The sequence below is a fragment of the Terriglobia bacterium genome, assembly GCA_020072565.1.
GTDB lineage: Bacteria > Acidobacteriota > UBA6911 > UBA6911 > UBA6911 > JAFNAG01.
Map to the genome: position 1 here is coordinate 212465 of JAIQGI010000020.1, position 26174 is coordinate 238638.

At 59.5% G+C, this 26174-nt stretch carries 22 protein-coding genes and 1 tRNA gene; 13 read left to right on the plus strand and 10 right to left on the minus strand.

The features are described from left to right. Positions 1–327 precede the first annotated feature (327 nt). The 3 genes from LAP85_14610 to LAP85_14620 all read left to right on the plus strand — a co-directional run bounded on the left by LAP85_14610 (position 328) and on the right by LAP85_14620 (position 3673). A complete protein-coding gene (locus LAP85_14610; protein MBZ5497632.1) occupies positions 328–933 on the plus strand; it encodes a sigma-70 family RNA polymerase sigma factor in 606 nt (201 codons plus the stop codon). Further along, positions 930–3344, plus strand: coding sequence for a serine/threonine protein kinase (locus LAP85_14615; GenBank protein MBZ5497633.1), 2415 nt, complete (start codon positions 930–932; stop codon positions 3342–3344). The genes LAP85_14610 and LAP85_14615 overlap by 4 nt, the downstream gene beginning before the upstream one ends. A 101-nt stretch (positions 3345–3445) precedes the next feature. After that, positions 3446–3673 (plus strand): hypothetical protein, encoded by a 228-nt coding sequence (locus tag LAP85_14620; protein MBZ5497634.1) that lies wholly within the window; start codon positions 3446–3448, stop codon positions 3671–3673. 14 nt (positions 3674–3687) lie between these two features. Here the strand turns inward: LAP85_14620 and LAP85_14625 are convergent, their stop codons facing one another. Further along, positions 3688–4281, minus strand: coding sequence for a VTT domain-containing protein (locus LAP85_14625; GenBank protein ID MBZ5497635.1), 594 nt, complete (start codon positions 4279–4281; stop codon positions 3688–3690). Positions 4282–4467: 186 nt separating this feature from the next. Between LAP85_14625 and amrS the strand changes: the two genes are divergently transcribed. From amrS to LAP85_14645, 4 genes are all read left to right on the plus strand, one after another. Further along, positions 4468–5706: an AmmeMemoRadiSam system radical SAM enzyme gene (gene amrS, locus LAP85_14630; GenBank protein ID MBZ5497636.1), complete on the plus strand. Its 1239-nt coding sequence runs from the start codon at positions 4468–4470 to the stop codon at positions 5704–5706. Positions 5707–5809: 103 nt separating this feature from the next. Next, positions 5810–7357 (plus strand): AmmeMemoRadiSam system protein B, encoded by a 1548-nt coding sequence (amrB, locus tag LAP85_14635; protein MBZ5497637.1) that lies wholly within the window; start codon positions 5810–5812, stop codon positions 7355–7357. A gap of 30 nt (positions 7358–7387) precedes the next feature. Continuing rightward, entirely contained in the window at positions 7388–9556 is a 2169-nt protein-coding gene (locus tag LAP85_14640; protein ID MBZ5497638.1) for a hypothetical protein, read from the plus strand. Positions 9557–9602: 46 nt separating this feature from the next. Continuing rightward, positions 9603–10583 (plus strand): alcohol dehydrogenase catalytic domain-containing protein, encoded by a 981-nt coding sequence (locus LAP85_14645; protein MBZ5497639.1) that lies wholly within the window; start codon positions 9603–9605, stop codon positions 10581–10583. 202 nt (positions 10584–10785) lie between these two features. Here the strand turns inward: LAP85_14645 and LAP85_14650 are convergent, their stop codons facing one another. The 3 genes from LAP85_14650 to LAP85_14660 all read right to left on the minus strand — a co-directional run bounded on the left by LAP85_14650 (position 10786) and on the right by LAP85_14660 (position 14080). Then, positions 10786–11892, minus strand: coding sequence for a DUF5808 domain-containing protein (locus LAP85_14650; protein ID MBZ5497640.1), 1107 nt, complete (start codon positions 11890–11892; stop codon positions 10786–10788). A 14-nt stretch (positions 11893–11906) separates the two neighbouring features. Next, positions 11907–12314 (minus strand): GntR family transcriptional regulator, encoded by a 408-nt coding sequence (locus tag LAP85_14655; protein MBZ5497641.1) that lies wholly within the window; start codon positions 12312–12314, stop codon positions 11907–11909. A gap of 284 nt (positions 12315–12598) precedes the next feature. Then, a complete protein-coding gene (locus LAP85_14660) occupies positions 12599–14080 on the minus strand; it encodes an ASKHA domain-containing protein (GenBank protein ID MBZ5497642.1) in 1482 nt (493 codons plus the stop codon). A 438-nt stretch (positions 14081–14518) separates the two neighbouring features. On the opposite strand from LAP85_14660, the gene LAP85_14665 reads away from it, so the two are divergent. Beyond that, a complete protein-coding gene (locus LAP85_14665; protein MBZ5497643.1) occupies positions 14519–15301 on the plus strand; it encodes a YIP1 family protein in 783 nt (260 codons plus the stop codon). Positions 15302–15397: 96 nt separating this feature from the next. On the opposite strand, the gene LAP85_14670 is transcribed toward LAP85_14665, so the two are convergent. Beyond that, entirely contained in the window at positions 15398–16387 is a 990-nt protein-coding gene (locus LAP85_14670) for an ROK family protein (protein ID MBZ5497644.1), read from the minus strand. A gap of 75 nt (positions 16388–16462) precedes the next feature. Here LAP85_14670 and LAP85_14675 point away from each other — a divergent pair, with 75 nt between their 5' ends. The 4 genes from LAP85_14675 to LAP85_14690 all read left to right on the plus strand — a co-directional run bounded on the left by LAP85_14675 (position 16463) and on the right by LAP85_14690 (position 20239). Then, positions 16463–16669, plus strand: coding sequence for a hypothetical protein (locus tag LAP85_14675; GenBank protein ID MBZ5497645.1), 207 nt, complete (start codon positions 16463–16465; stop codon positions 16667–16669). 12 nt (positions 16670–16681) lie between these two features. After that, on the plus strand, positions 16682–18016 hold the full coding sequence (locus LAP85_14680; protein ID MBZ5497646.1) for a sugar porter family MFS transporter: 1335 nt from the start codon (positions 16682–16684) through the stop codon (positions 18014–18016). 168 nt (positions 18017–18184) lie between these two features. Beyond that, positions 18185–20005: a gamma-glutamyltransferase gene (ggt, locus tag LAP85_14685; GenBank protein MBZ5497647.1), complete on the plus strand. Its 1821-nt coding sequence runs from the start codon at positions 18185–18187 to the stop codon at positions 20003–20005. A 144-nt stretch (positions 20006–20149) separates the two neighbouring features. Further along, positions 20150–20239, plus strand: a tRNA-Ser gene (locus LAP85_14690). A gap of 797 nt (positions 20240–21036) precedes the next feature. On the opposite strand, the gene LAP85_14695 is transcribed toward LAP85_14690, so the two are convergent. Next, complete coding sequence (locus LAP85_14695; protein MBZ5497648.1) at positions 21037–21525, minus strand: hypothetical protein; 489 nt, start codon at positions 21523–21525, stop codon at positions 21037–21039. Next, complete coding sequence (locus LAP85_14700) at positions 21522–21716, minus strand: DUF4160 domain-containing protein (GenBank protein ID MBZ5497649.1); 195 nt, start codon at positions 21714–21716, stop codon at positions 21522–21524. The genes LAP85_14695 and LAP85_14700 overlap by 4 nt, the downstream gene beginning before the upstream one ends. A gap of 1187 nt (positions 21717–22903) precedes the next feature. On the opposite strand from LAP85_14700, the gene LAP85_14705 reads away from it, so the two are divergent. Continuing rightward, positions 22904–23122 (plus strand): hypothetical protein, encoded by a 219-nt coding sequence (locus LAP85_14705; protein MBZ5497650.1) that lies wholly within the window; start codon positions 22904–22906, stop codon positions 23120–23122. 1103 nt (positions 23123–24225) lie between these two features. Here LAP85_14705 and LAP85_14710 read toward each other — a convergent pair. The 3 genes from LAP85_14710 to LAP85_14720 form a co-directional block, all read right to left on the minus strand. Continuing rightward, positions 24226–24546 (minus strand): hypothetical protein, encoded by a 321-nt coding sequence (locus LAP85_14710; protein MBZ5497651.1) that lies wholly within the window; start codon positions 24544–24546, stop codon positions 24226–24228. A gap of 714 nt (positions 24547–25260) precedes the next feature. After that, the gene (locus tag LAP85_14715) at positions 25261–25728 is read right to left on the minus strand and encodes an HNH endonuclease (GenBank protein MBZ5497652.1); all 468 of its coding nucleotides are present in this window, start codon (positions 25726–25728) and stop codon (positions 25261–25263) included. Further along, positions 25728–26027, minus strand: a complete 300-nt coding sequence (locus LAP85_14720) for a hypothetical protein (protein MBZ5497653.1) — start codon at positions 26025–26027, stop codon at positions 25728–25730. Before LAP85_14720 ends, LAP85_14715 begins: the two co-directional genes overlap by 1 nt. Between the last annotated feature and the right edge of the window lie 147 nt (positions 26028–26174).

A 26174-nucleotide genomic window follows, 5' to 3' on the forward strand; every position in this document is an offset into this window, starting at 1 on the left:
ACGACTGACGCTGTCAGCCGGACGGTGCCCGCCTTCTGACCCGTTGCTGTGATTGATTTCGAGCCTTCCACGAGAGTTGCAGACCGATGCCGAAATCCAGCACGGGCGAGCCCTTTCGTTCAATCGTCAATCTCAAAACCCGACTCCGCCTCAAACCGATACATGGAAACAGCTGCAACTTCTGAACGGGTTAGACCTTGTTGCACTATGTAAGAGCGTTTTTCAAGCGTCAAGATTGCATTTTATGTTTCCGCAGCCAAAGAACTCTTGTTGCCGCCCAGTAAGACTGATAAGCTCGATTCCAGAGTATTGGAATCGATCTCGGGCATGAGTATGGATCAACCGACGTCGAGCTTCAACCTGATCGATCGTATCAAAAACGGTGATCGGGAAGCACTCTCAATGTTGTTTGACCGGCATCGGCGACGGCTTGCCGTGTTGGCCCACTATCGCCTGGGCCCGCAATTGCGCGGGCTTGTGGAAATCGACGACATCCTCCAGGAAACGCTGCTCAAGGCCTACGTGCAGCTCGACCAATTCACCTATCGCGCCCCCGGCAGCTTCCTGCGCTGGACGTCGCGCATCATGGATCACGTGATCGCAGACACTGCCCGCTACCACGGCCGGCAGAAACGGCATGCGGCCGAGATGCTCCCTCTGCGATCGGAAGGCGCTCCGGGAGGACTGGAGCCCGTCGACTCCAAGACCCCGAGTCGTCTCCTGGCCCAGGACGAGAACCTGCGCGCCCTGCTGCGTGAACTCGATGAACTTCCGGATGACTATCGCGAAGTCATTCTGCTTACCAGGCTCGAGGGTATGTCCACCCGGGAAGTGGCGGAGCGCATGGGAAAATCGCGGGAAGCCATTGCCTTGTTGTTGCATAGAGCCCTTAAGCGCTTCCGGCAGGTTCACCAGCTACAGGAAGAGCCATGACCGACCCGCCATCCGGACCTCCGCCCGGCTCCGGGGGTGGTGCCTCGCATTCTGACCCGGACCAGGAGCAGTTGCTGGCCAATGCCGTCGCGGATTTCCTCGATCGTCGGGCGCGTGGCGAGGCCATCGATGCCGACTCCTACTGCCGCCTCCACCCCGACCTCGCGGCACTGCGCAATGAAATCGATACTCTCGACCGGCTGGAAGGGCTCCTGGAAGCGCCCAGACCGGGGAGCGCGGACGGCGCAGCATTGCCCGAGAAGCTGTCGGGACACAAGATCCTGAGTGAAATCGGCTCCGGCGGCATGGGGCGCGTGCTGCTCGGCCAGGATGAGGCTCTGGGCCGGACGGTCGCAATCAAGGTCCTCAATACCCGCTACCTGAACAACTCGCTCGTGCGCACGCGCTTCATGCAGGAGGCCAGGGCCATGGCCCGGCTGAGCCATCCCAACATCGTCCACATCTACAACCTGGGACAGCCGGATGAGATCCCGCATTTCGTCATGGAATATGTCGAGGGAGCCTCACTCACCGAAGCCGCACGCGCCCTGACCCTCGAACAGAAAGTCGAGCTGATGCACAAGGTCGTGGCCGCCGTCGAGTTTCTGCATCAGCACCAGGTCGTTCACCGCGATTTGAAGCCGGGCAACATTCTGGTCGGCCCGGATCTCGAGCCCAAGGTGCTCGATTTCGGCCTGGCCCAGCAGTCGGATGACAGCCGGAGGCTGACTCTGGCAGGCGAGATCATGGGAACACCGGATTACTTTTCGCCCGAACAGGCATGCGCCAACCAGTCGCTCGATGCGCGCAGCGACATCTTTTCGCTGGGTATCATTCTCTATCAGCTGCTCACAGGCATGCTGCCGTTTCGAGCCCAAAGCCTGACCGATCAGGTGCGTATGATCTGCGAGCAGGACCCCGTCCTGCCGCGGCGCATCAACGCAAATCTCCCCGGCGAGCTCCAGAACGTGTGCTTGAAAGCAATGGAGAAAAATCCGGGCGACCGTTACCAGACGGCGCGCGAGATGGCCGACGACCTGGCGCGTTATCTCGCCCGCGAGCCGGTCCTGGCCAGCCCCACTTCGTACACCCGGATCATGGCCGGTAAGATCGAACAGCACCTGCGCGACCTGGAAGGCTGGAAGCAGGACCACATCCTCTCGCTTTACGAGTTTGACACGTTTCGCAAGCTCTACGACCGCCTGGTCGACCGCGAGGACGCCTGGATTCTGGAGGTGCGCCGCCTTTCCCTCTCCCAGGTCACGCTTTACCTGGGTGCCTGGATCCTGGTTGTAGGAGCGATGCTGGTGGTCCTGTTTCGCTACGACCATCTGTCGGACACTTCCGCCGTGCTCCTCGCCGCAGCCGCTGCCGCCCCGACCGCATGGATCGGGATTCGGTGCTGGAAACAAGGGCAGTTCCGCGTCGCCGTCGCCTATTTGCTGGCCTTCTGTTTTCTCTTGCCGGTAACCATGCTGATTGCGATGAACAGGTGGGATCTGTGGACAGGATTCTCGCACGGCAAGAAAACGCTGGAGCTCATCGCTCAGTTTTCTTTGACCCAGCGACCGACCAACGCCCAACTGTGGTGGGCCGTCTGTCTCTCACTTCCCGCCTATCTTTGGTTGCGCCGGTTCACCAGGGCATCCGTCTTCTCACTTGTTTTTGCGGTGATGGGAGCCCTGCTTCCGCTGATCACACTGCTGCGGCAGGGAGCGCTTGATTGGTTCAGAGACGATCCGAGCAAATTCTATCTGCGGCTGATCCCAGTCGCTCTCCTGTTCTTCACCCTGGCGGTCATCATCGAACGACGAAGTCACCCGGACGACTCCCGTTACTTTTATCCGATCGCAGTTCTTTTCACATTCGCGGCCCTCTCGGGCGAAGCCGCACAGGACACTCATTTAACCGACTGGTTGGGAAAAGTTGTGCCGAAAACGCGAGGGCAGATCGAGTACCTGTTCATTAGCAATGCCCTTATTTATCTTTCGCTCCAGAGCTTCAGCGAGCACTTCGGTTCGGCGCAACTGCGGTCGGTGGCCAAGGTATACCGTTTTGTGATCCCGGGCCATGTGTTGACGTCGCTGCTGTTCCTGGGGCTTAGTGCCTATGGCGTCTGGCAGGACGGCGATCCCGGTATGCGGCTGGAGGCGAGATTCTTCGAGGTTCTGCTGCCGCTGGCTGCAGGGCTTTTTGTCTTCGGCAGCATTCCCAAACAGATGAAGAACTTCTTCGCCACGGGGCTGCTGTTTCTGGCGATCGGCATCGTGCGCCTGCAGTACGACATGTTCAAGAACCATGCGCTCTGGCCGGTCGGCTTGCTGATCGCAGGACTCCTGCTCATGTACATCGCCGTCAATTACACCCAGCTCAAGCTGGCATTGACGCGCCGGCTCCGCCGCAGCCGTTGAAGAAAAGGCGCGTGAGGAGTTCTCCGATCGTCATGCAGCGCTCGCCATTCGGGCGCGATCCTGAAGGCGATCGTGGTTTGACACTTGCAGAGAGACTCTCTATGGGCACGATTCGAGTGGAATGCTACGCGGGGTACCGAGGCGATCAGCGCCCGGTCAGATTCGTGCTCGGCGCGCGGACTTACGAGGTCCGGGAGATTGAAGATCAATGGTACTCCCCCGGCGCCCTCTATTTCCGTGTGCACGCCGATGACGGCAACCTTTACGTCCTCCGCCATGACGAGACACGGGATCAGTGGACCCTGGAAGGATTCCGCGCGCCGCGATGAAACCGGCGCACCGTCTACTTGTCGGGAGTTGCCTTTACCTGGCTTCCAAAACGACGCAGGAGCAGATACAGAACCAGGGCGGCAGCCAGCGCCAGCGCAAAAACGGGATAATGGTCCCTTAACACCACGGCGGCCTGGTCCCCGAAACGGGCACCCAGAAATGCCAGCACCGAGTAACGCAGCAATCGCCCCGTGAGAACCCCGTTTGCGAATTTCGTAGGGCTCACTCGGAAGGCACCCGCAGCCAGAATGACGAGTTTGGTCGGGAAGGGAGGCGGCACGGCAACACCCGCCGCTACAGCCGCAAAGGCATTTTGATCAAGCTTCTGCTTCACCCACGCTCTTCGTTCAGCGCTGAAGCGGGCCAGCGCCATTTCCCCACCAGCGCGCGCAACCCTGTAGAGGACCAGGTAGCCGAGCGTCGAGCCAATTGCTGCAGCCAGGATAATCGGCAGGATCTGCATGGGACGCCGCCAGGCAAGCAGCAGCACGAGCGCATCGGGCCCCCCCACCAATGGCACCGCAGCCGAATCGAAGAAGGCGATGCCGAACAGGCCGGGAATTCCCCACAGGAGTAAATACTGACTTAGACGTTGCAATAAGTTCACGCGCGCTTCGAACCTCCTGGTCCAGTGTGAGCGATCTACTTTAACCTAATCGCTGCCCTACGCTGAGCATTTCTTTTGCGGCCGAGGTGATTTTCAGGCACACGGATGCGTCCCGGCACACGGGAGACTGCTGCAATTGACATCCGCGACGGAATCGGACTATGTTAGTCGCCGGGGGACGACGCTATGATCTCCCGTCGCCAGTTGTTGATTGCCGCTGCAAAATTGGGACCGCTTGCAGGTGCCGGCCTTGCATGGCCGGCCAGCTCCTGGCGATCGCTCGTGTTCGGTGCCGGCCCGGACTTTGCCCTTGGCCGCAGCGAGGATCTCGCGAGCACCGCCCCCAAGGCGCGCTATTGGATCTCGGCCGCGACCGCCGGCATCGACTGCCTGAAGTGCCACAATCCCAAAGACAACCTCTCTGACCGCCAGCATCATGCCAAGGACAAAGACCCCACCGTAAAATGTCTCCTATGCGCGCAAACCTGTGCCATCCCCGCCGGCGGCAGAGGCAAGTGCCGTGCCCGGATGAACGTGAAGGGGGAGTTGCGCAGCCTCGTCTATGGCCGGCCCATGGCGACACAGGTCGACCCGATCGAGAAGAAGCCGTTCTACCATTTCCTGCCCGGATCACAGGCGTTCTCGCTGGCCACCTCAGGATGCCCGCTGCGATGCAAGTTCTGCCAGAATTGGCAGCTTTCGCAGGCGAGCCCCGAGGATTACTCCACACCGATCATCGGTGCGGCAGACATCGTGAATACGACGGTTGCGCGCGGAATCCCGGTCATCGCTTTCACCTACAACGAGCCGACGGTGTTTATGGAGTACCTGGTGGACATCGCGAAGGCGGCCCGGAAGCAGAAGCGGCGCTGCGTCATGATCAGCTGCGGATTCATGAATCCCGAGCCCCTGGTGGAGATGTGCCAAGTCCTCGACGCGATCAAGATCGACCTTAAAGGCTTCGACGAGTCGTTTTATCGCAATGTCTGCAGTGCGGAATTGAGCCCTGTGCTGCGCAGTATCAAGCAGATCGCCAAGAGCCGCGTTCATATCGAAATCGTCAACCTGGTTGTCCCTACTTTGAATGATTCGGACAAGATGCTGCGCGCACTGGTGGACTGGGTCGTGGGTGAGCTCGGTCCGGATGTCCCCGTTCATTTCACGGCTTTTCATCCCGACTACCAGCTTCTGAACCTGCCCCCGACCCCGATCAGGACTCTGGAGCGCGCCCGTGAGATCGCGCTCGGCAAAGGAATCCACTATCCCTACGTCGGCAACGTTCCGGACCATCCGGGCGACCACACTTACTGCCCTGCCTGCGGCAAGATCGTGATCAAGAGGACGGGCTTTTTTATTCTCGAGATGAATCTCAAGGATGGGCACTGCAAATTCTGCGGCAATGCGATCGCCGGAGTCTGGTCCTGATATGCTTTGAAAAGCCGCAGCTTGCTGCGCGCCGCTCCGCACCGGGCGACAGGAGTTATAGTTTGAATTGCAGTTCGCATCAGTCTAACGAAAGACCACAGCCATGAAATCCATCCAAATGCAATTTCTTCTGCTCCCTCTGCTGCTCGCCTGCTGCATTCCCACGGGCGTCGGAGAGCAGACGGCGGCCAATGTGCGTCCCGCAGCCGTGGCCGGCCAGTTCTACCCTTCCGATCCGGCCCATCTGAAGCTCGCCGTGCAGCAATTTCTCGAGGACGCTCTGCCTGCCACAATCGAAAAGCCGGTAGCCCTCGTCGTTCCGCATGCCGGGTACATCTTCGCGGGTCAAATCATCGCCGATGGTTATCGCCAGGTGAAGGGACAGAACTATGAAACGGTGGTGATTCTCGGCACCAACCACGGTGCCAATCAAGCGAGCCTCGAGTTGACCGGCATTTCCGTGTACCCGAGCGGCGCCTACCGGACACCGCTGGGAGATGCGCAGATCGACACGACGATCGCAAACGCGCTGCTGGCGGAGGACACCGATTGCTCGGCAAATATCGGAGCCCAGGCGAAGGAACACTCGATCGAGGTTCAGGTTCCTTTTGTCCAGACCCTGTTTCCCTCGGCCAAAATCGTGCCTGTGATGATCGGCATGCCGGATCCCTCCATGTGTGCGCGATTCGGCAAGGCACTGGCCAAGGTGGTCAAGGACAAACGCGTCCTGATCGTCGCCAGCTCCGACCTTTCGCATTTTCCCGGATATGAGGACGCGGCAAACGTGGACCGGCAGACGCTGGAAGCGATCGCCCAGATGGATCCCGTGCAGTTCAGCGCAAAAGTGCAGTCATTGATGGCGCGCAATATCCGCAGCCTGGACACCTGCGCCTGCGGCGAGGCTCCGATCCTTGCCGCCATGACCGCTGCGAAAGCCCTGGGCGCTACGCACGGCGTGGTTGTGAGCTATGCGAACAGCAGCGATGCGACGATCCAGGACCGGTCCCGCGTGGTGGGATATGGATCGGTCGTCTTCACCACTGGCGCCGGGGCTCCGGACGTCAAAGCCCTGAGCCGCCCCGCCGAGTCCCCGCCCTCGGGCGCGCTGCAAGCCGCCGACAAAAAAACGCTGCTGAAATTCGCTCGCCAAAGCCTGCAGCGTTATCTCGCCACCGATACCGTCCCGCTGTCCCGAAAACTGGCGCCCAGGCTGCAGTTTCCTCAAGGCGTCTTCGTCACTCTCAAAGATCATGGCGAGCTGCGCGGCTGCATCGGGCACCTCGTCGGAGATTATCCTCTCGGCCTGACTACGGGTTTCATGGCCGTCGAGGCAGGCGTGAATGACACCCGCTTTTCTCCTGTCACGCTCAAGGAGCTTGCCGGCCTTGAAATCGAGATCTCGGTGATGACGCCCATGAAGCCCGTCGCAAAGCCCACGGACATCGTAGTGGGACGGGATGGCGTGGTGATCCAGAAGGATGGCCGCTCCGCTGTTTTCCTGCCTCAGGTGGCGACAGAACAAGGTTGGGGCCTGGCGGAGATGCTCGACAATCTCTGCATCAAAGCAGGATTGCCCAGGGACGGCTGGAAGAGCGGCGCGCAGTTCAGGGTCTTCCAGGCCGACGTCTTCAGCGAAAGCCAGTTCAAGTGAAATCAGCTTCGCCCGGCTTTTATTGAGTTCATGACCTATCTCTTCATCATCGGGCTTGTCTCCATTCTCGGGCAGGCAGTGCTGCTCCGGGAACTGAATGTCGCCTTTTACGGCATCGATCTGATCTATGCCCTTGCGCTTGGCGTCTGGCTCGTCTGGACCGCGCTTGGGGCGGTGATCGGCAGGGGAAACCTCAATCCGTCGCGCGCCTGGGTACGCGGTCTTTTCTTCTTGTTCTCGCTCCTGTTGCCCGCGGATGTGGTGTTCATCCGCGCCATCAGGACACTTTTTTCCGGGGTACCCGGCGCCTACCTGTCCTTTACCGACCAGATTCTGGCGATGTCGGCAGCGCTGCTGCCGATCGGGTTCCTTTCGGGATTGATTTTTCAGTGGGCAGCCAAATTGCACATTGCCCGCGTGCGCACTCTTGCCGCGGCCTACGCCGTCGAAAGCACAGGCGGATTGGCCGGCGGGCTGTGTGCAACTCTGTTCCTCAGGTTCGGGCTGCAGAACCTGACCATCGCCATCCTCTGCTCACTCTTCTCACTGTTCGGGGCTTTGGCCGTCCGCGCCGGGAAGAACTGGTGGCTGCGCGGGGCTGCCGGGTGCACATCCGTGCTGCTGTTTGCGCTGCTCTGGCGTGCCGGGCCGATCGATCTTGCGACGACATCCTGGGCCCACCCGCAACTGCTGGCCAGCCGGGACACCCCTTACTGCCGCATTACTGTGACCCGGCAGGGGGGTCAGATCGCCGTCTATGAGAACGACGCCCTTTCATTCGAAACCGAAGGCACCGATGCCGAAGAATTCGTTCACATGGCGGCGCTGCTTCATCCGCACCCGGCGCGCGTGCTGATCCTGGGCGGCGGCATCGAAGGCAACGTCAAGGAGATCCTCAAGCATGCGCCGGCGCAGGTGGATTATGTTGAGTTGAATGCCATGTTGCTGACGCTGGTGGTGCCCAATCTGCCCAGGGATTTTCAGGAGGCATTGCACGCAGCCCCGGTCCATGTCTCGGTCGCCGACGCGCGGCGGTTCCTGGAGAATTCGGGCCGGTACGATCTCATCCTGATAGGCATGCCGGAGCCCGCGTCCGGCCAGTCGAACCGGTTTTACACACTCGAGTTTTTCAACCAGTGCGCCGCACACCTCAATCCGGACGGGATCGTCGCGTTCCGGCTGAGATCGGCCGAAAACCTCTGGACGCCGCAACAGACCGGGCGGGCGGTGAGCATCTATCGGTCGTTGAAGGCGGCTTTGCCCCGGGTTCAGGTTCTGCCGGGTGGGACCAACGTGTTCGCAGCTTCGAGGCAACCCCTTACCAGCGACCCTGCGCTCATCGCGGCGCGCCTGCAAGCACGCGGCATATCCGCCAGACTGGTCTCCGTGCCCTATATCCGCTACGTCTACACCAACGACAGGTTCACGCGGATCGCGCGCACGCTCGAAACGGAAGTGGCCCCGCTCAACACCGATGTGCGTCCGATTTGCTACCAGTACACCCTCATGATCTGGCTGTCCAAGTTCTACCCGGGCCTGGCCGCCTTGGATATTTCGTCCCTCATGTCCTCAAGCCTATTTCGTCAACCGGTCGTATGGGTCCTGGCAGCGGCAGCACCGGCTTTGTTCCTCATCAGCCGCCGGCGCGCTTCCTTGCGCCGGACGCTGCTCGTTGGTGTTGCGGCTTTTGTGGGGATGATTCTCGAAACCCTGCTCGTGCTGCATTACCAGGTCAAGAGCGGTATCCTGTTTCAGGACATCGGCGTCTTGCTCATGAGTTTCATGGCCGGCCTCGCCCTGGGCGCGTTCGTGACCAACAACCGGGTCTTCAGCGGCAGCCGCAAGACGCCGCTCTGGTATGGTTTCCTCCTGGTTGGGGGATTCGCCTTGTTCAGCCTGGTAATGAGCGCTGGGATCCGCTTCGGCTTGATTGACGGTCTCGCAGAAATCACCGGTTTGCTGCTGATCACAGGTTTTTTGGTTGCCGCCGCCTTTGCCTATGCAAGCCTGGAAGGCGTCCGCGACCAGAGAGCAGTGGTGGCACCGATTTATGCGGCCGACCTGATCGGCGGCTGCCTGGGCTCGCTGGCAGGCAGCCTCCTGCTGATCCCGATCGCCGGCCTGGTCGCGACCGCAGCTGCCATGGCCCCACTGGCTCTGCTGTGCGCGCTACTGTTGGGATGGGGACGATCTCAATGAGGCGTGACGCGTATTTCGTCCATCATCCGTCACTTGAAAAGGAAGTATGATCGCGGTCCACCTGGAAAATGGCCGGGTATCCATCCGGCACAGGCCGCGCCCGCACCGGCCGGACGGGTTCGCATTGGTCCGTCTGGTATGCGCCGGCATCTGCAACACCGATCTGGAACTCCAGCGGGGCTACTACGGCTTCCGCGGCACGCCCGGTCACGAATTTGTCGGCGAGGTTGTCGCTGCCGATGAATCCCGCCTGCTGGGCCGGCGCGTGGTGGGAGAGATCAATCTCGCCTGCGGCAAATGTGCGTGGTGCCTCCGCGGACTCGGCCGGCATTGCCCCGGGCACAGGGTGCTTGGGATCGTGCGGCAGCCCGGCGCGTTCGCCGAGTACTTCGTCCTGCCGGAGTGCAACCTCCATATTGTGCCGCAATCGATGCCTGCGGAGCGCGCCGTCTTCACGGAACCGCTGGCGGCCGCCTGTGAGATTCTGGATCAGGTGCGCATACCGCAGGGTGCTCCCACAGCAGTCCTCGGGGACGGCAAGCTCGGGCTCCTGGTGGCGCAGGTACTCCATCGGCATGGAGCCGAGGTGCATTTGTACGGGCATCACAGGGAGAGATTGCGCATCGCCGGCGTCTCAAGCATCCGGACGGGGTATTCACCAAAACGGCCGCGCGCGATCTACGACTGGGTGGTCGAGGCCACCGGTTCCACTGCGGGCCTGCACCAGGCAATACAGCTGGCCCGCCCCCGCGCCACGGTCGTGATGAAGTCGACCGTCCATGGTCTTGTGCCCATCGACTCCGCCCGCCTGATCGTGAACGAGATCACTCTGGTCGGCTCGCGCTGCGGCCGGTTCGAGCCGGCGCTGCGTCTGCTGCGTGATGGCAAAGTCCGTGTGTCCGAGATGATCTCCGCCCGGGTCCCCCTGGCCGAAGCTCAGCGCGGGTTCGCCCTCGCCGCCGCAAAGGGCTCTCTCAAAATACTGCTGATTGCCGATGGAACGGCAGATGATCGCAGCGCGGCGTAGGCGCTGCCAAAAGCTGCCACGAAAAGCCCGGTGCGGAATATCCGCAACCCAAAGCCTCAACGCAGAGGGAGCAGAGGCCTTTCGCTTCTGCCTGATTTTTCTCCGCGACCTCCGCGACCTCTGCGTGGATCTTTTGCTTTTCTTGCCTGAATGGCAGGGATTTGCAGGTAAGTATTGCGAAATTGCTGTTCGTGAATCGTGCCTATCCTTTCAGCCTTGCCATCACAGCGATCGCCACCAGCGCGCCGAGGAACAGCAGGAGAAGAAACACCGCCTTCGGGTTGCCGAAATTGATCGTGTAGCCAAAGCCGAAACGGCGCTCGACAAAGATCGAGGGATCGTTCCGGTTGACATAAAACGAGCCGAGCACCCAATGCCGGTTGTCCGCGAGCCCGTCCGTGAGCGGCGCGTTGCCGGCGCCGCGCTCCAGACGGGCTCCGCCCTGGCCATAGCGCAAGGCAAGATAAAGCGTGCCGCCGAGTGCGAAGGCCACCAGGCCGATGGCAAGCGCCATCCCGACGGGGGATAGCCTGGCAGCAAGGCCCAATCCGACGCGAATTGAACTGACCGACATCAGCGTCAGCATAGCGGTTACGACGACAGACATGCAGCCCAGAAACCATGTAATCGCCTGGCGGAAGCGGGTTTGAGCTTCGATGGAGATCTGTGTCTGGGGAAAGCGGACCGCGCGCTTGGCCCTGGCGGTCAGAATTACGATCCCGCCCATGCCGATCCCCAGAACCAGAGTCAAGAGCGGTAGCAGCATCACCGTCCAGAGTGTTTTCGGCCGCCATGCGTCGGGTGCGCCGCTCGGCCCGAAGTGCGTCGGGATACGCACCGGCAGATCGGCGTAGTGCATCGCGGCATAGCTCATGGCGACGATGCCGCCCATGATGCCGATCACCAGAACGAGGATCGCCGGCCATAACGACCCTTGCCGCACATCCAACACCGCCACCGCGGGCGGCGGTGATCCCGGTGCAGCCAGCGCGCGCGCACGGAAATATGTCCGCAGGAATAGCAGGAGGTAACCGCCGGTGAGCAACAACGGCGCTACGGACGCCACCAACGGCTTATGAAATCGCAGGAAAAGGGCCACCGCGATGCCGAGGCTCGCGACGGACCAGAGGGCGATGCCGATCTGCCAGCCTCTCATGATCCGCCTCGCCTCTGTGCCGTCCCAGCACTCCTCGCCCACGTAGACGCCGAAAAGCAGCCCACGCCGTGATATGCGCGGATAAAGGAGGAACAGCCCGCCGATCACCGCGGTCTCCACCAAAAGCATGAAGATGAATACACTCGTAGCCAAGCTCACCCCCCTGATTACTTTCCTCCACGCGCGTCGAGATCAGAGAGTTCACGCTCGATGCGCCGGCGCAACTCGGAAGTGCTCAACCCCGCCTGTCGCATGCGCGCAAGCACGACGCCGAGCTCTTCGTTCAATCCTTCGATGACAGCCCCGTCGGCATCCCGGGCGGGGGACGCGACCCTTGCGCCCGCGCGGTCACGAATCACCACGAAGCGCTCGTCTTCGAGAATACGATACGCGCGCGCCACCGTGTTGAGGTTGACCCCGAGATCGGATGCGATCGAGCGCACCGAGGGGAGCACGGTGCCCGCCGGCAATTCACCGGAAGCGATGCGCGCGCGGATCTGGCGCGCGATCTGGGCATAAACCGGCTCTTCTGAACCCCAATCCACCAGGATCACCGGCATCGGAAAGGCAGTCATGTTTGGTACTGTATACCTTTTGATATACAGAGGCAAGGAAATTCCGTAAACCCGGATTATTCGTGAATGTGCGACCAAAATGCAGTTTTGGACGCGGAAAAACGCCGACCGACGCTGACCGTTCGCTCTTGGTCGGCGTGCAGGAGCTTTTGCCGCGCCGCAGGCGCCGGCGCTTCGCGCTGGTCCTGCTTGCCCGCGTTTATCCGCGTCCAATTCTGTTGCTTGTCACGGGCGTGCGCTTCTGCTTCATGAATCATTCAGGTCAGGGGCCTGTCGCCGAACCATTAGACGGAGGGAAATTGGAGGCATGCGATGAATTCATCCTGGAACCGCGGCTCGGAGGCGAGCGGGATGTGCTCGACATGAACAGGGGGACGCGGCGTGGGTGAAAGCAGCATCATTTTCGCGCCGCGCAGAGCGGTATTGCCCGCGGCATTAATCCTGCACGGTGCGGTCTCGAGCAGTCCGATGCGGACGGCGCTCTCGATGCGGACATAGTTGCCGAAGGCCCCGGCGAGGTGAACGACTTCGATGTCGTCGTGGGTCGCTCCCCAGCGCCGGAGCAGCAGGCGCAGGCCCGACGCGAGGGCAGCTTTCGCCAGCTGCAGTTCGCGGATATCGGTTTGGGCCAGCACCACCGGTCCGGCGACGGGAAACTCGCGCGCCCCATTGGCAAGGCCCCCGCCGGGCAGGATCGCACCCAGGTCGAGCCCCGCCGCGACCGCATCGACGAGTCCGCTGCCGCAGACGCCGCGCGGCGGAGCATTGCCGATCACGTGGCACTCGAGCGCGTCCTCGCGGACAAACACATGGGAGATGGCGCCGCTCGCGGCGCGCATTCCCATCCGGATCGAACCGGCTTCGAATGCGGGTCCGGCGGCGGTCGAAGCGCAGAGCATCCGGCTGCGGTTTCCCAGAACGATCTCGCCGTTGGTGCCGAGATCGATGAGCACGCGCAGGCGATCACCGGCCGGCAAATCAACCGCGACGATTCCTGCCAGGATATCGGAACCGACGAATCCTCCCAGGCACGGGAGGAACCGGACCCGGCACGAGGGCGGCAGGGCCCACCCGAGTTGTTCCGGCGCAAAGTGCTGCTCGCCGGCATCCTTGGGTACAAAGGGCGCGTGCGAGAGCGGTTCGACATCGATGCCGGCAAACAGGTGGTGCATCACCGTGTTTCCGACCAGCACGACCTCCCTGACCTCCGCACCACGATCCAGGACAATCTCAGCTACCATGCCGCCGATCGCTTGCCGGATCAGAGGCGTCAGGCCCGGATCCGACAGGGAGAACAGCACGCGGCTCATCACATCGGCGCCGTGGGCGCACTGCGGATTCAGCCCGGTGGCAACCGCAAGCACTTCGCCGGAGGCCAGGTCAAGAATCTGCGCCACGATCGTGGTCGTGCCGAGGTCAATCGCAATGCCGAGGCCGGTGCGGCCGCCGCCCTCGAGCCGCGTCGAGTCGGCTAGAACCGGGGTGGTCCACTGTCCGACCTCGAGCTTCAGCGGCGTTTCGGCATGGGCGCGACAAGCCAGCCGCCAGCCCTGCGCCAGCTCCTGCTCGCTGAAGACGCACTTATCCTCGATCCGCGCCAGCAGCGTGCCTGCGATGACGCGCACCCTGCACCCACCGCACAGGTCCGAGCCTCCGCAGGGAAACTCGACGCCATAGGCTGCCAGGACGTCCGCAATAGCGGACCCGCGCGCCACTTCGACGCGCGTGCCTTGCGGCATCAATTCGATTTGGACGGTTTCGCTCACCCATCCATTCTGCCACAGGCCCGCTTGAGCCGGCAGGATTTTCAGGCCCTGAAACACACAGAAACATCTCGGGAATACTTACCTGCAGATCCTTGCTATTTGGGCCAGAAAAGCAAGATATCAACGCAGAGGCCGCAGAGGTCGCGGAGAAAAGGTATGCGGAAGCAAAAATCCTCTGCGGGCTCTGCGACCTCTGCGTTGAAGCTTTAGGTTGCGCACATTCCGCACCTTGTGTTTCGTGGCTGTGGCCGGCTGCGGCTTTGCCGCTGCAAGTCAATGGATGGTGGCGAGGGTGGCTTCCCCGCCGAGCCGATAGGAACGGAGATCCTAGCGGGAGCAATCGGCGGAATTCGCAGCTCGTCCTCAAATTCCTGTATACCTGGAGGCCGGTTTCATCGTAAGAATATTCATCAACCCCAAATGAGGAGAAGAAGACATATGGAAGAAACCGCAGCGGGATCCGTTGAAGAAGCTCCACAGATGAATTTCTTTCAGAGGCTGACGGGCATTTTTTTTGAACCGACCAAGACGTTCGCGGACATCAGCCGGAAGCGATCCTGGTTCGGCATGTTCCTTTTGATCTGCATCGTCACGATCGGCGTTACTTACTTGCTGCAGTATCGTATGGACCCGGCCGACATGGCGGTCAAAAGCCTCGCGATGAGCAAGCCCATAATGAAGAAGTTCATGGGTCCGGAACAATTGGCGCAGCTCGAGGAGCAGGCCGTGAAGCAGGCGTCGCAGCCGCGTTCCTTCTTTGCGAAGTATTCCCCAATCGTAACTACTCCACTGGCGATGTATATCACGTATCTTGTGCTGGCCGCGATTTTCCTGCTCGTCTTCCTGATGACGGGGGCGGGGATTACTTTCCGGAAAGCGTTCACCGCGGCCATCTGGGGAATGGGCCCTCCCGCGATTGTGGTGACGTTGCTGAGTGTGCTTTTTATATTTGTGAAAAATCCCGCCGATCTCGAGATCATCCCTGCTTACAACGTGGTGAGCAATCTCGGCATGCTCGTGGACGCTAATGTACACCCGGCGATGAACAGCCTGTTTTCCTCGATCGACCTTTTCTCCCTGTGGACGATCATTCTTTTGGCGATCGGATTTGCGGCCATGTCGGAGAAGAAGCTCACGCCGGGGAAGGCAGCGACGCCCATCGTGGTCCTCTGGCTTATCTGGGTCCTCCTGAAAATGGGGTTTTGGGCGATCCTCGGCTGAAGGCAATCTGCCGGCACGACCCGGTACCCGCCGGCAACGCTGGAAAAGGGGGCAGCTCACTGGTTCCGTCGAAGGCGTGGGCTGTCCCCTCCATTTTCACGCCAGAGGAAGGAAGAGGCTCGCGGCCCCGAATATGCCGACGTTCTTCCGCAGTTTTGCGGGCAGGATCGGAAGCGTGGGAACAAAATTGCGATTGATGGTGTAGTGCGGGACCGTCTCGCGAATCTTGTCAAACAACGGTTTCCCGATCTGTGCAACTCCGCCTCCGATCACGACTGCTTCGGGGTCCAGCAGTGACACCATCCCCCCCAACCAGACACCCAGGAAAAACCCCGTCTCGTCGAGGATCGACCCGGCAATGCCATCCTTGCGCCGGGCGGCATCGGCAATCATTTCGGGAGTGATCCTGCTCAGGTCTCCTTTGGTCAGAGTGCGCAGCAGGCTCGGCGTGCCCGGCTCCTGCTCGAGCAGGACCCGGGCGCGGCGCGCCATCCCGGGACCGGAAGCCAGCGCTTCAATGCAGCCGCGTGTGCCGCAGCCGCAGAGGTAGGGGCTGCGGTAGTCAATCGGGACGTGCCCGCCTTCGCCGGCAACGCCGTTTTTGCCGTGATAGATCTTCCTGTCTATGATGACACCCGTCCCGATGCCGGTGCTGACGGTTACATAGAACACATCCCGGCAACCAACGGCGGCCCCGATCAGCACCTCGGCCAGACCGGCAGCATTGGCGTCATTCTCCACCACGACCGGCAAGCCAAACCGTTCCTGCACCAACCGGGCCAGCGGAACCTTGCGCCATCCCGGGAGATTGGGAGGTGTGAGCACGACTCCGGTCTTGGGATTCAGCGGGCCGGGAGCGCAGATCCCGATCCCCCGGAGGCCAGGCTTTCCGCCTGCCTGCCTGACCAGCAGATCAATCAAACAGAACACCTGCCCCAGGCTGGTCTTCAAACCTTTTTCAGCCAGTGTCGGCACCACAAGAGACCTGATCAGGCGCCCTGTTGCGGTCACAAGGCCGCCCGCGATCTTGGTGCCACCGACGTCAATCCCGATCGTCATCTGCTTCATCGTCGTCCTCTTGGCCATGCGCATTCCTCTCTTGCGTGATGGATATGCCCGGAAATGCTGAGATGGTACCATGGATTTCCATGAGGCAGTTGAATGCGCGCCTTTCTCCTGACTTCTGACTCCTTGTTGCCGGGAGCAATTATTCCACAGCTTCCTGGTGTCCCGGCGGTTCTCTCCCTGCGTTTTTTCGCCGCCAAAATTCCGGCAAAACCCATTAAAATTGGTGGTATTCTCCATCCCTCAGCACAAGGCGCACTAGGAAGAACGCCACCAAAGGGTAACCCCGCCGACGACAAATGAAAGGCAGCAACGATGAGACTGAGTGGGACCTTGATACGCAGCGCGATCGTGGCCGCTCTGGGCGGCCTGCTTTTTGGCTTCGACACGGCCGTCATCTCCGGCACCACCGACTGGCTCAGAACCGTATTTGGCCTGAGCAACTTCATGCTCGGTTTCACCGTGGCCAGCGCGTTGATCGGGACGATCATCGGCTCGATCTCGGTGGGCAAGCCGGCGGACGCCTTCGGACGACGTGAAGTTCTTTTCATCCTGGCCTCTTTGTTTTTCGTTTCCGCTCTCGGATGCGGCATGGCGTGGGGCTGGGGGATGTTCCTGGCCTTCCGATTCATCGGCGGTCTGGCCGTGGGAGGCGCTTCGGTGGTCTCGCCGCTCTACATCGCCGAAATTTCACCTGCGCAATACCGCGGGCGCCTGGTGGCCATTACTCAGTTCAACATCGTGCTCGGCATCCTGCTGGCCTATCTGTCCAACTATGTCATCGGCACTCTGCATCTGGGCGCAAACGAGTGCCGCTGGATGTTCGGCGTGATGGCCGTGCCGGCGGCGGCATTTTTCCTGCTGCTTTTCGGGACGCCGCAGAGCCCCCGCTGGCTGCTGGCCAAGGGGCGGGAAGATGAGGCCCGGACCGTTCTGTTGAAGTGCGGCACCGACACCGGCAACGTGGAAGAAGAGATCAAGGACATCAAGGCCTCGCTCGACCTGAAGCATTACACGCTGGCAGAACCGTTTTACCAGGCGAAGTATCTCAGGCCGATCATGCTGGCCGTGGCTATCGCGGCATTCAACCAGCTCTCCGGGATCAATGCCCTGATCTACTACACGTCCCACATATTCAAGATGGCCGGCTACGACAAGACGGACGCTCTGCTGCAATCGGTGGTGATCGGCTTCACCAACCTGATCTTCACAATCGCCGCGATGACGGTCATCGATCACTTTGGGCGCAGGAAATTGATGCTGGTCGGCTCGGTCGGTTACATCGTAAGCCTGAGCGCAGCGGCCTATTCCTTTTACACCGGGACTGCCGCCAAGCTGCTGCTGATCAGTTTGATTGTCTTCATCGCCTCGCATGCGTTCGGCCAGGGCGCTGTGATCTGGGTGTTCATCGGCGAGGTTTTCCCCAATCGTGTCCGCGCCCGGGGCCAGGCGTTGGGCAGCTTTGTGCACTGGGTCATGGCGGCGCTGATTTCGTGGACGTTCCCGATAATCGCCGCTCAGTCGGGCGGGCACACCTTTGCTTTTTACGCCATCTGCTGCGTGGGTCAACTCATCTGGGTGATCCTCGTCATGCCTGAAACCAAGGGCATCTCATTGGAGAAGATTCAGCAGAAGATGGGCATCGCATAGCCCTTCAATACCATGATGGCAGGCATTACCCGGCCGAGTGACGTCCGCTCCTGCCTCCGAACGATCGCGGGGCAACCACGCTTCGCGCTGTTCGTCAGAAAGCGTTAAAGTGGCGCAACCGGATTGGTTTGGCGGTTCAATAGGGACCCTCACACTGGAAAGAATATTATGCGCAAAACAATACCAACAGCGATCGGCGTGACTCTCATTCTCTGCTTTCTGGTCGTGATCCCAGGCCTGGCCCAGGGAGAACAGGAAAGCGTGCGCACGATGCGGCCAGTGATTCGAGGGCGCCAGTACGCCGTGTCCTCGATGAAAGCCGAGGCTACGCGGGCCGCGGTACGAATTCTGGAAGCCGGCGGCAACGGCTTCGATGCGGCCGTGGCCGGCCAGGCCGCGCTTGCTGTGGCCGACGCAGCGCTCAATGGCGTGGGGAGCGATGCGGTAGTCCTGATCTACGATTCCCGGACCCGAAAAGTGATTTCGATCAACGCGGAGGGCACCGCCCCGAAACTGGCCACGATTGATTGGTACAAGCAAAACAATGGTGGCAAGCTGCCCGTAAACGACGGGCTGCTGTCGGGCACGGTCCCCGGTGTGGTCGACGCCTGGTACATTCTGCTCGATCGCTGGGGAACGATGAGTTTCGCGCAGGTCCTGGAACAGGCCATCGACATGGCGGAAAACGGATTCCCGATCGGCAATGCGCTGGCCGGAGCGATCGCAGGCTCGAAGAAGCTCCGCAAGTACCCTTCCAGCGTCAAGGTCTACTACCCGAACGGCACTGCTCCAAAGGCGGGCGACATCTTCAGGAACCCGGACCTGGCGCGCACCCTGAAAAAGCTCGTGGAAGCCGAGAAGCAGAATGCCGCAAAAGGGCGCCACGAGGCGTTGAAGGCGGCGCGCGATCAATTCTATAAGGGCGATATCGCTCAGGTCATGGGGAAGTTCTCCGAGGAAAACGGTGGCTTGTTTCGCTATGAGGACTTCGCCGCCTATTCGGCCAAGGTCGAAGAGCCCGTTTCCATAGATTACCGGGGCTACCAGGTGTACAAGAACGCATCTGCCAGCCAGGGCCCGGCGGAACTGTTCGCCCTGAACATCCTGGAGGGTTACGACCTCAAGGCCATGGGTCACAACAGCATCGAGTACCTGCACACCTGCGTCGAGGCGGTGAAGCTCGCGATGGGAGATCGTGAAAAGTACCTTGGCGATATGGACTTCATCAGGATTCCCTATGCCGGATTGCTTTCCAAAGAATACGCCGCCGAACGGCGCAAGCTCATCGATCCGGACAAGGCATCGCTCGAGTTGCGGCCAGGAAATCCGGAGAAGTTCATGAAGGACGCGGTTCCGGTCGATCGGCCCATGAGGGTCAATCTGGGCGGGGAAGCGGATCACACGGGTGACACCAGCTATATCGCCGTCGTCGACAGGGACCACAACATGATCAGCTTCGAACCGAGTTTGCACAGCTCATTCGGGACCGGCGTGGTCATGGCCGAGACGGGACTCATTTTCAATTGCCGAGGTGATTATTATTCGTTGGTACCGGGCGAAGCCAACGCCCTGGAGCCGGGGAAACGGCCCCGCAGCACCCTTCAGAGCACGCTGGTGATGAAGGATGGGCAACCGCTCATGATTCTGGGCAGTCCCGGCGGAGACGACCAGATCATGCGCACCATTCAGACCTTCCTGAATATGGTGGACTTCGGCATGGACGTTCAAAGGGCGATTGAGGCGGCGCGCTGGTCGACGACGAGTTTCCCGGCCTCACCTTTTCCGCACACGATGTATCCGGGCAACATGTCGGTGGAATCCCGGATTCCCGAAGCCGTGCGGAACGGGCTCACTGCCAAGGGCCACAAACTGCGCGCAGCCGGGGCGTGGTCGATGGGTTCCAATGCGGCAATTATCCTGGATCCCAAGACCGGCGTTCTGAGCGCCGGCGCGGACCCGCGCGTGGAAGCCTACGCCTGGGCCCGCTAGCCGGCCGGGAGTCGCGCCCGAAGATTAAAATCCGCCTTGGCTTTTTTTGCTCCCGCAGCTATCGCTGCGGGCTTGCGGTTGCAGGGGGGGCAGCGTACAATCTGGCGTCGCTGCTCGGACGATCCTGAGAGTCACACCCAATCCGGAGAGGTGGCCGAGTGGTTTAAGGCGCACGCTTGGAAAGCGTGTGTAGGGGAAACCTTACCGGGGGTTCGAATCCCCCCCTCTCCGCCAGACCCTTTCTTTGCAATAACTTATTTGGCATAGACGGGGATGATTTGAGGGTATTGCCGCCACATTGCACCCACTTCGTTCCTGAAACCGCATTTTCAGCCCTCGATTGATGCCGCTAGGGGCACTGCTTCGTCAAGGCGATCCACCGCTTCTCGATTGCCGGCAGGCAGCCATTTGCCGTAGGTGTCAACGGTCATTGAAATCGATGGGTGTCCCAGTTGCCGTTCACAATTGCCGCAAATTTCCTGGTATTTCGCGCAATTTTGCGGAGCACGTCACCATCCTTGGGACAGCGCCTGGGCACATTTGCAATTCGCTACCTATTGCCAATTTTGTTTTTCTCATTGTTAGCAGCAGCGAATGCTCGCACCTTCTACGATGGGTTTGAATTAAACATGATTTCTTTTCTGCTCGCCCTTCCTGTGGCCCTGTCTGCTTGGCTTCTGCCTTATTGCAAAATCACTCGGCTCCCTTCTGAATGTAGGCTTTCCTGAGAAAGATCGAAATCGGAGAGAAAAGATGAAATATCGATCTCCCTGACTTTGGAGTGATTTGTTTACTTGAATTTGCAGACGTTAGTTACGTCAAAGAGCGAAATCCCGATATCGTATATATCCAACTGGCGATAGAAGTGCGCGGCGTTCTTCAAAGAGCATAACAGTCCCACTGCCACAGAGACACCAGCGGAAGTCACCTCAACAGAGCCAATTTCAGTTACAGGGACGGCTCCGAATGTCAGAAGCGGATGCGCTGCCGACGCCGAAGCGAAACCTTTGGGCTTGATAGCGGAATGGTCGTCAGGCTGCCGGTTTCCTCTTCAGCGTAAACTCAATGTCATAGCCAGCTACCTGGGCGAGCTTGAAAAGCTGCAGGAGTTGCTTCGAAGCTCGATTTTCTTCCAGAAGGCGTATGATTTGAGACGAAGAGGTGTCCAGTGCGTCGGCGAGAACCCGGAAAGAAAGGTTGGAATCGACAATCTTGCTCTTCAACGCCCGCTTGAGCTGGTTAATAGGGGACCACTGATACGTGGGATCTGAGTAGTACAAAACGAGATCGGCAGGGAAGTCTCCGTGCGTTCCGTCCTCCAACGTATAGGAAACGGCCTGGTCTCCTAAATTTTTTTCGATAGTGATCTCGGTAAATCGGTTGCCAGTTCCCATCTTGATGCCGGGAAAAACCGCAAAGGGCAGGATGTGACGAGTCAGCTTCCGGCCTTCCTGGAGCGTAATCTCCAGCACACCCTTCCGGTAATTGGGGCTGATTTTTTTGAACTTCGGATTTCTCATAATTCACCATCCCTGCGAAGCGCTTCCAGAGCCTTGCGCGCGTTGGATGTCATTTTCCCTTCCATTACCAGCCAGCTCTCGATGTCAAATTTCAGGATTCGCTTCCCATCCTGAAAAACATGAACATGGGGCGGATCGTGATCAGTCAGGTAGCGGACAACGACAACGCCAAAGCGCTTCCATCGGCCCATGATTATGTGTACCCTAAAATGATAACACTTGTCAATGCCTGAGGACCGCTCAGCAAATAGCCAGGATCCGGTCTCGAATGGTCAATCAGGCAGTCTTCGCCGGGCTTTGAAGATGTAAGCAGTGATACCTGTGATACCAAAATCATGCAGAAGAGGCGCAAAAGGAGCAACGGTGGAAAGAGCCGGCAATCAGGAAAAAATTCGATAACTGATTATGTCATAAGTACTAAACCTTAACGAACAGGAATGAATCATTTTCGCACAATCGCCAAAACTCGAATCCCCCCCTCTCCGCCAGACCCTTTCTTTGCAATAACTTATTTGGCATAGACGGGGATGATTTGAGGGTATTGCCGCCACAATGCTACCACTTCGTTCCTGAAACCGCATTTTCAGCCCTCGATTAATGCCGCCAGGGGCACTGCTTCGTCAAGGCGATCCACCGCTTCTCGATTGCCGGCAGGCAGCCATTTGCCGTAGGTGTCAACGGTCATTGAAATCGATGGGTGTCCCAGTTGCCGTTGTGTTTCCCTTATTCCCGCGGCAACGAAATCTGCCTCTGCTCCCCCTGGAGAAGCCAGAAAGCCAGGGCGATCGTCTGGCCGAAGCCAATGGCAGGCAGGAGCGATTGGAATCCTGCTCTTCGGCTCGCGAAAACCTGGCCGGGGTTTACCTGCAACGAATATGAGGGCTTAGCGGCTCCACCGCAACGCAAGATAGCGGTGCGCGGGGAATTCTGTCGTCCGATCAGATCGGAAATGATGGTAAGATTGAAGCAACCGTAATGACACCCATCCCCCTGAACGGCCCGATTCCTGAGATGATATCCTGCCCAAAGTGCAATTCCGGACGTATAAGCCGTTCGCACCGGCGCGGGTGGGACTGGGTATTAACACTGCTGTTTCTGCTGCCTTACCGCTGTGACAGGTGCGGGCACCGGTTCCATCGTTCCCGATTCGCCTGACGTGATCGAGTGTACCCTCTCTCGGCTTTGGATGTTCACTCGAATATCATTGCAAGTACAGCTAGTGTCGTTACTCAAGACAACGGTGATCCAGCCAACTCTGGATTTGGATATTTTACACTCGGACTGTCTGGATTACCCGGTGCAGTCGGATTTTCCGTATCAAGCGCCTTTGTGCGATCAAGCCACCCGTTAGAACCATGCTGCGGGTTTAACCTTCGTCATGGATGAGAAGATTTTTTCCAACTGCCATTACAAATCCTGCATTCTTATTTACGGTGGGGGAGATTTCGGTTGGGCTGATTGTCGTTTCGAAAACTGCCAACTTCGCTTCGAAGGTACAGCTGCGCGTACTGTGGCGTTCTTGAAACACTTCAACCTGATCACTGGTATTCAAACCCCCAGCGCACCGCCTGCAAAAACGACGCAGACCATTCAATAATTTGCGGCAACACGCTAACAGATCATTACCTGCTTCCGGGATGGGGTCTTATGTCAACTTCGGCCCCTCTGCGGCAACTGCCCAGCGCCCAGGATCGATGACAAACGGGATTTTACGGCGAAACGATGTCGCATGATCTGTACCGCATCAGCCAACGTCATTGAAAAACAGATGCCACGGGATGTGCGATGGCGGCGCACTGGACTCTCGCCAGAAATCTCAGGAAGTCGCGTCTGGAACGATCGCCCAAGAGCCCATACCTTACCATTCCTAACCGTGCTAGGATGCTCCCGGCCGTTGCTTTGGCATTTTCGATTTCCTAAACCCCAACGGGGAGGGATCGTCATGCTAATCGGAAAAGATGTCCGTGAGAAGGTGGAGGAAATCATTCGGCAGGAAGCCGGGAAGACCTGGCGGCCCAACCCCAAGATACATTGGCCCGTCATCTCGGGTCTAGACATCGGACTGGAAATTGAATTTCCCGATCGGATCATAGGCCTCGTGCTAAATCGCGCCCTCATCGAAAACTGCCCCACTGATCCGGAATCTGAACGTAAGGTTCGATTTTTGGTAGCGGATGCACTTACAAGGATGCGAGCGCACTCTTAAGGCCCGTGTCACCAAGGGGACCTGGTCGCGTCCACTACTACGGTCCATCCCACTTCTGACCGGGTATGCCAAAGCGCGGCCTTGGATGCGATCGGCCATTTTGCACAATCTAAATTCCTATAAACCGTGATAGGATTGCCCGGGCCGGCTTCCCGGATCCACTGGCAAGGTGGGGGAAAACATCAAGTCAACGGCCAACCGGGGAGCCGGCTTGGTTTTCTCTGCGTTCTATCAAATTCAGGAACTTGGCCCAGGCCGCCAGGACATGCGGGTCCGCTGCGCGCTTCTGTTCGGCCTCGACTTCCATCCAGCAGAGTCCGCAATACGGCCAGCGCTGAATCGCGAGGTTCGGGCCGGTAGGCCGATTCTCGAAATGAAACGGCTTTTCCGTGCTTTTGCAGAGAGAGCAGCAGTCGCGCGGTGCGCAACCTGTGAAAACGGTTATCCGCCGATCGGGCATGGGGCGCGCCTCTTCCGATTAAGTCGCCCCCTGATCAGATCATTGCCGGAAGATTTTGATCCTCGCCGGGCATTCTATTTGTAGGCCGTTTGCGCTCAGAATGACTCTTGATCAGGGCCTCCCGGTGCTTTTCACTAAGTTTACGCTTTTCCGCCCGCAAAATCTTCACCCGGTCAAATGGAACCGTAAATGACACGTAGCCCCAAGGATTCTCCCGCTGATCCGTCCGGTATCCCTGCCGGGCCATTCGTCGGATGATGCGGGGGTCTGCCGTGACCATTTCCCACTCGCTGCCGGCCGCATTTCCCCGGATGATGGTTTCCTGTTCTTCGCGCGAGAGCTTTTGTTCGCTCATGCTCTCACCCCCGGCCTTTTGCCCTTAAGCGCTAACTTAAGCCACTTTCCTGACCTGGACTTGGACTTGGACGTGGACGTGGACCTTGACGCTCTGCTGCGCCGCAAGCGATAAGAAGCGACCCGTAGCCTGATAAAGGCTGGGCGTGCAAGAGTTTGTCTCCGCTCAAAAGGTCCACGTCCACGTCCAGGTTTTCAGGTTCAACGATCGCGGGCGGGTCCATATCCTATACCATTGCCCGGAAATCGAGGCTCCCGGCCGGATCCGCACCCGCTCTGCTTTTGCCGTCAAAAATTATTTTTCCCGGGTCCTTTCCGTGCCGATGGGACCCAAATTTCCAAAGACAGCACGCACAGACACACCTGGCAAAATGCTAGCCTCTCGAAAACACAGGCACCGTGTATCAAGACGGCTGAAAACCTGTCGCACCTGGCCCGCATTCCTGCACTTTCGTGCCGTATTCTGGCACTTTCGTGCCATACTCCCGCACCGTTTCACCGAGAAACGACCGTAGCGAGGCTTCCGAAACGATCCACTGCCGGCCGAACTCCGTGATTTAGTGATATCCGCCACGCTCTCACTCCTCCCCCTTCAAAATCCACTCCACGCGCGCCCCGTACCGGTGATGCAGGCGCAAAAGCACCTCGACCGAGGGCGAGAGCTTTCTGCCGCGTTGTTTTTGCTGGACTTAGGCACTTTTCCATCCCCCCCCAGTCAATTTTGACATCGCAAAAAAGCACTGCGCGCCCGGTCTATGTCTAATAGTACCAGATATTTACAGGCGCATGCCCCCGGCGCTCCACGCGATAGGATATAAGCATCATTTCGGCCCCCACCTTCCATCCTCACGCGCGGTTTCCTCGAATGGCATCGCCAGCACAGCGCCTGCCAGTTGCTCCTGTTCCAGAACAGCGCCATGTCCCCCTTGTGCGGGACGATGTGGTCGGTGACCTCGCTTGTTCGGATTCTACCGGCTTGCCGGCAGTGGACGCAGAGCGGATTCTCCTCCAGGAACCGGCGTGAAGCCTTGCGCCATTCATGCCCGTATCCCATGGCCGCGGGATTGGGGCGGCTCCGAGCCAGCTGCCGGCGTTCCTCACGCTGATGTTCATCACAGCGCCTGCCGTGCGTGAGGGCCGAGCACCCTGGATGACCGCACGGGTGTGGCGCAGCATGGGGCATCAGTGCTTCCGCCTCCTGCGGACGACCTCCCTGACGATTTCCTCGGCGCGGGCGGCGTCCAGCGGATTCCTTCCGGGCAGCGCGGTGCGGTCCGATTCCGCGGCCCTGCGCTGGCAATCCTTGCATGTGCAGAGGACCCAGGACGGCCCGCTGAGATCTTTGCCAAGCAGGCGCCCAAGGCCTTCGCTGAGGCAGTCGAACTCGGGCCGGACGAATTCGTAGACCCTGGGCGACAGCCGGTTGCTGTTGCCCATGAGCGCGCCCAGCTGGCGCAGCCTCCGGAACGCGAACGCAGGCACGCGGATTTCCCTTCCTTCCGGAGTGATCAGAGGGTGTCCCCATTCAGGCGTTGGAGGCGAAAGGGGTTGAGTCAATGCAGTTGCTTGGGTCACTGGTGATGCTATTCCAGGCAGCGTGATGCAGACCTATGCTCTTTTTGAGTATAA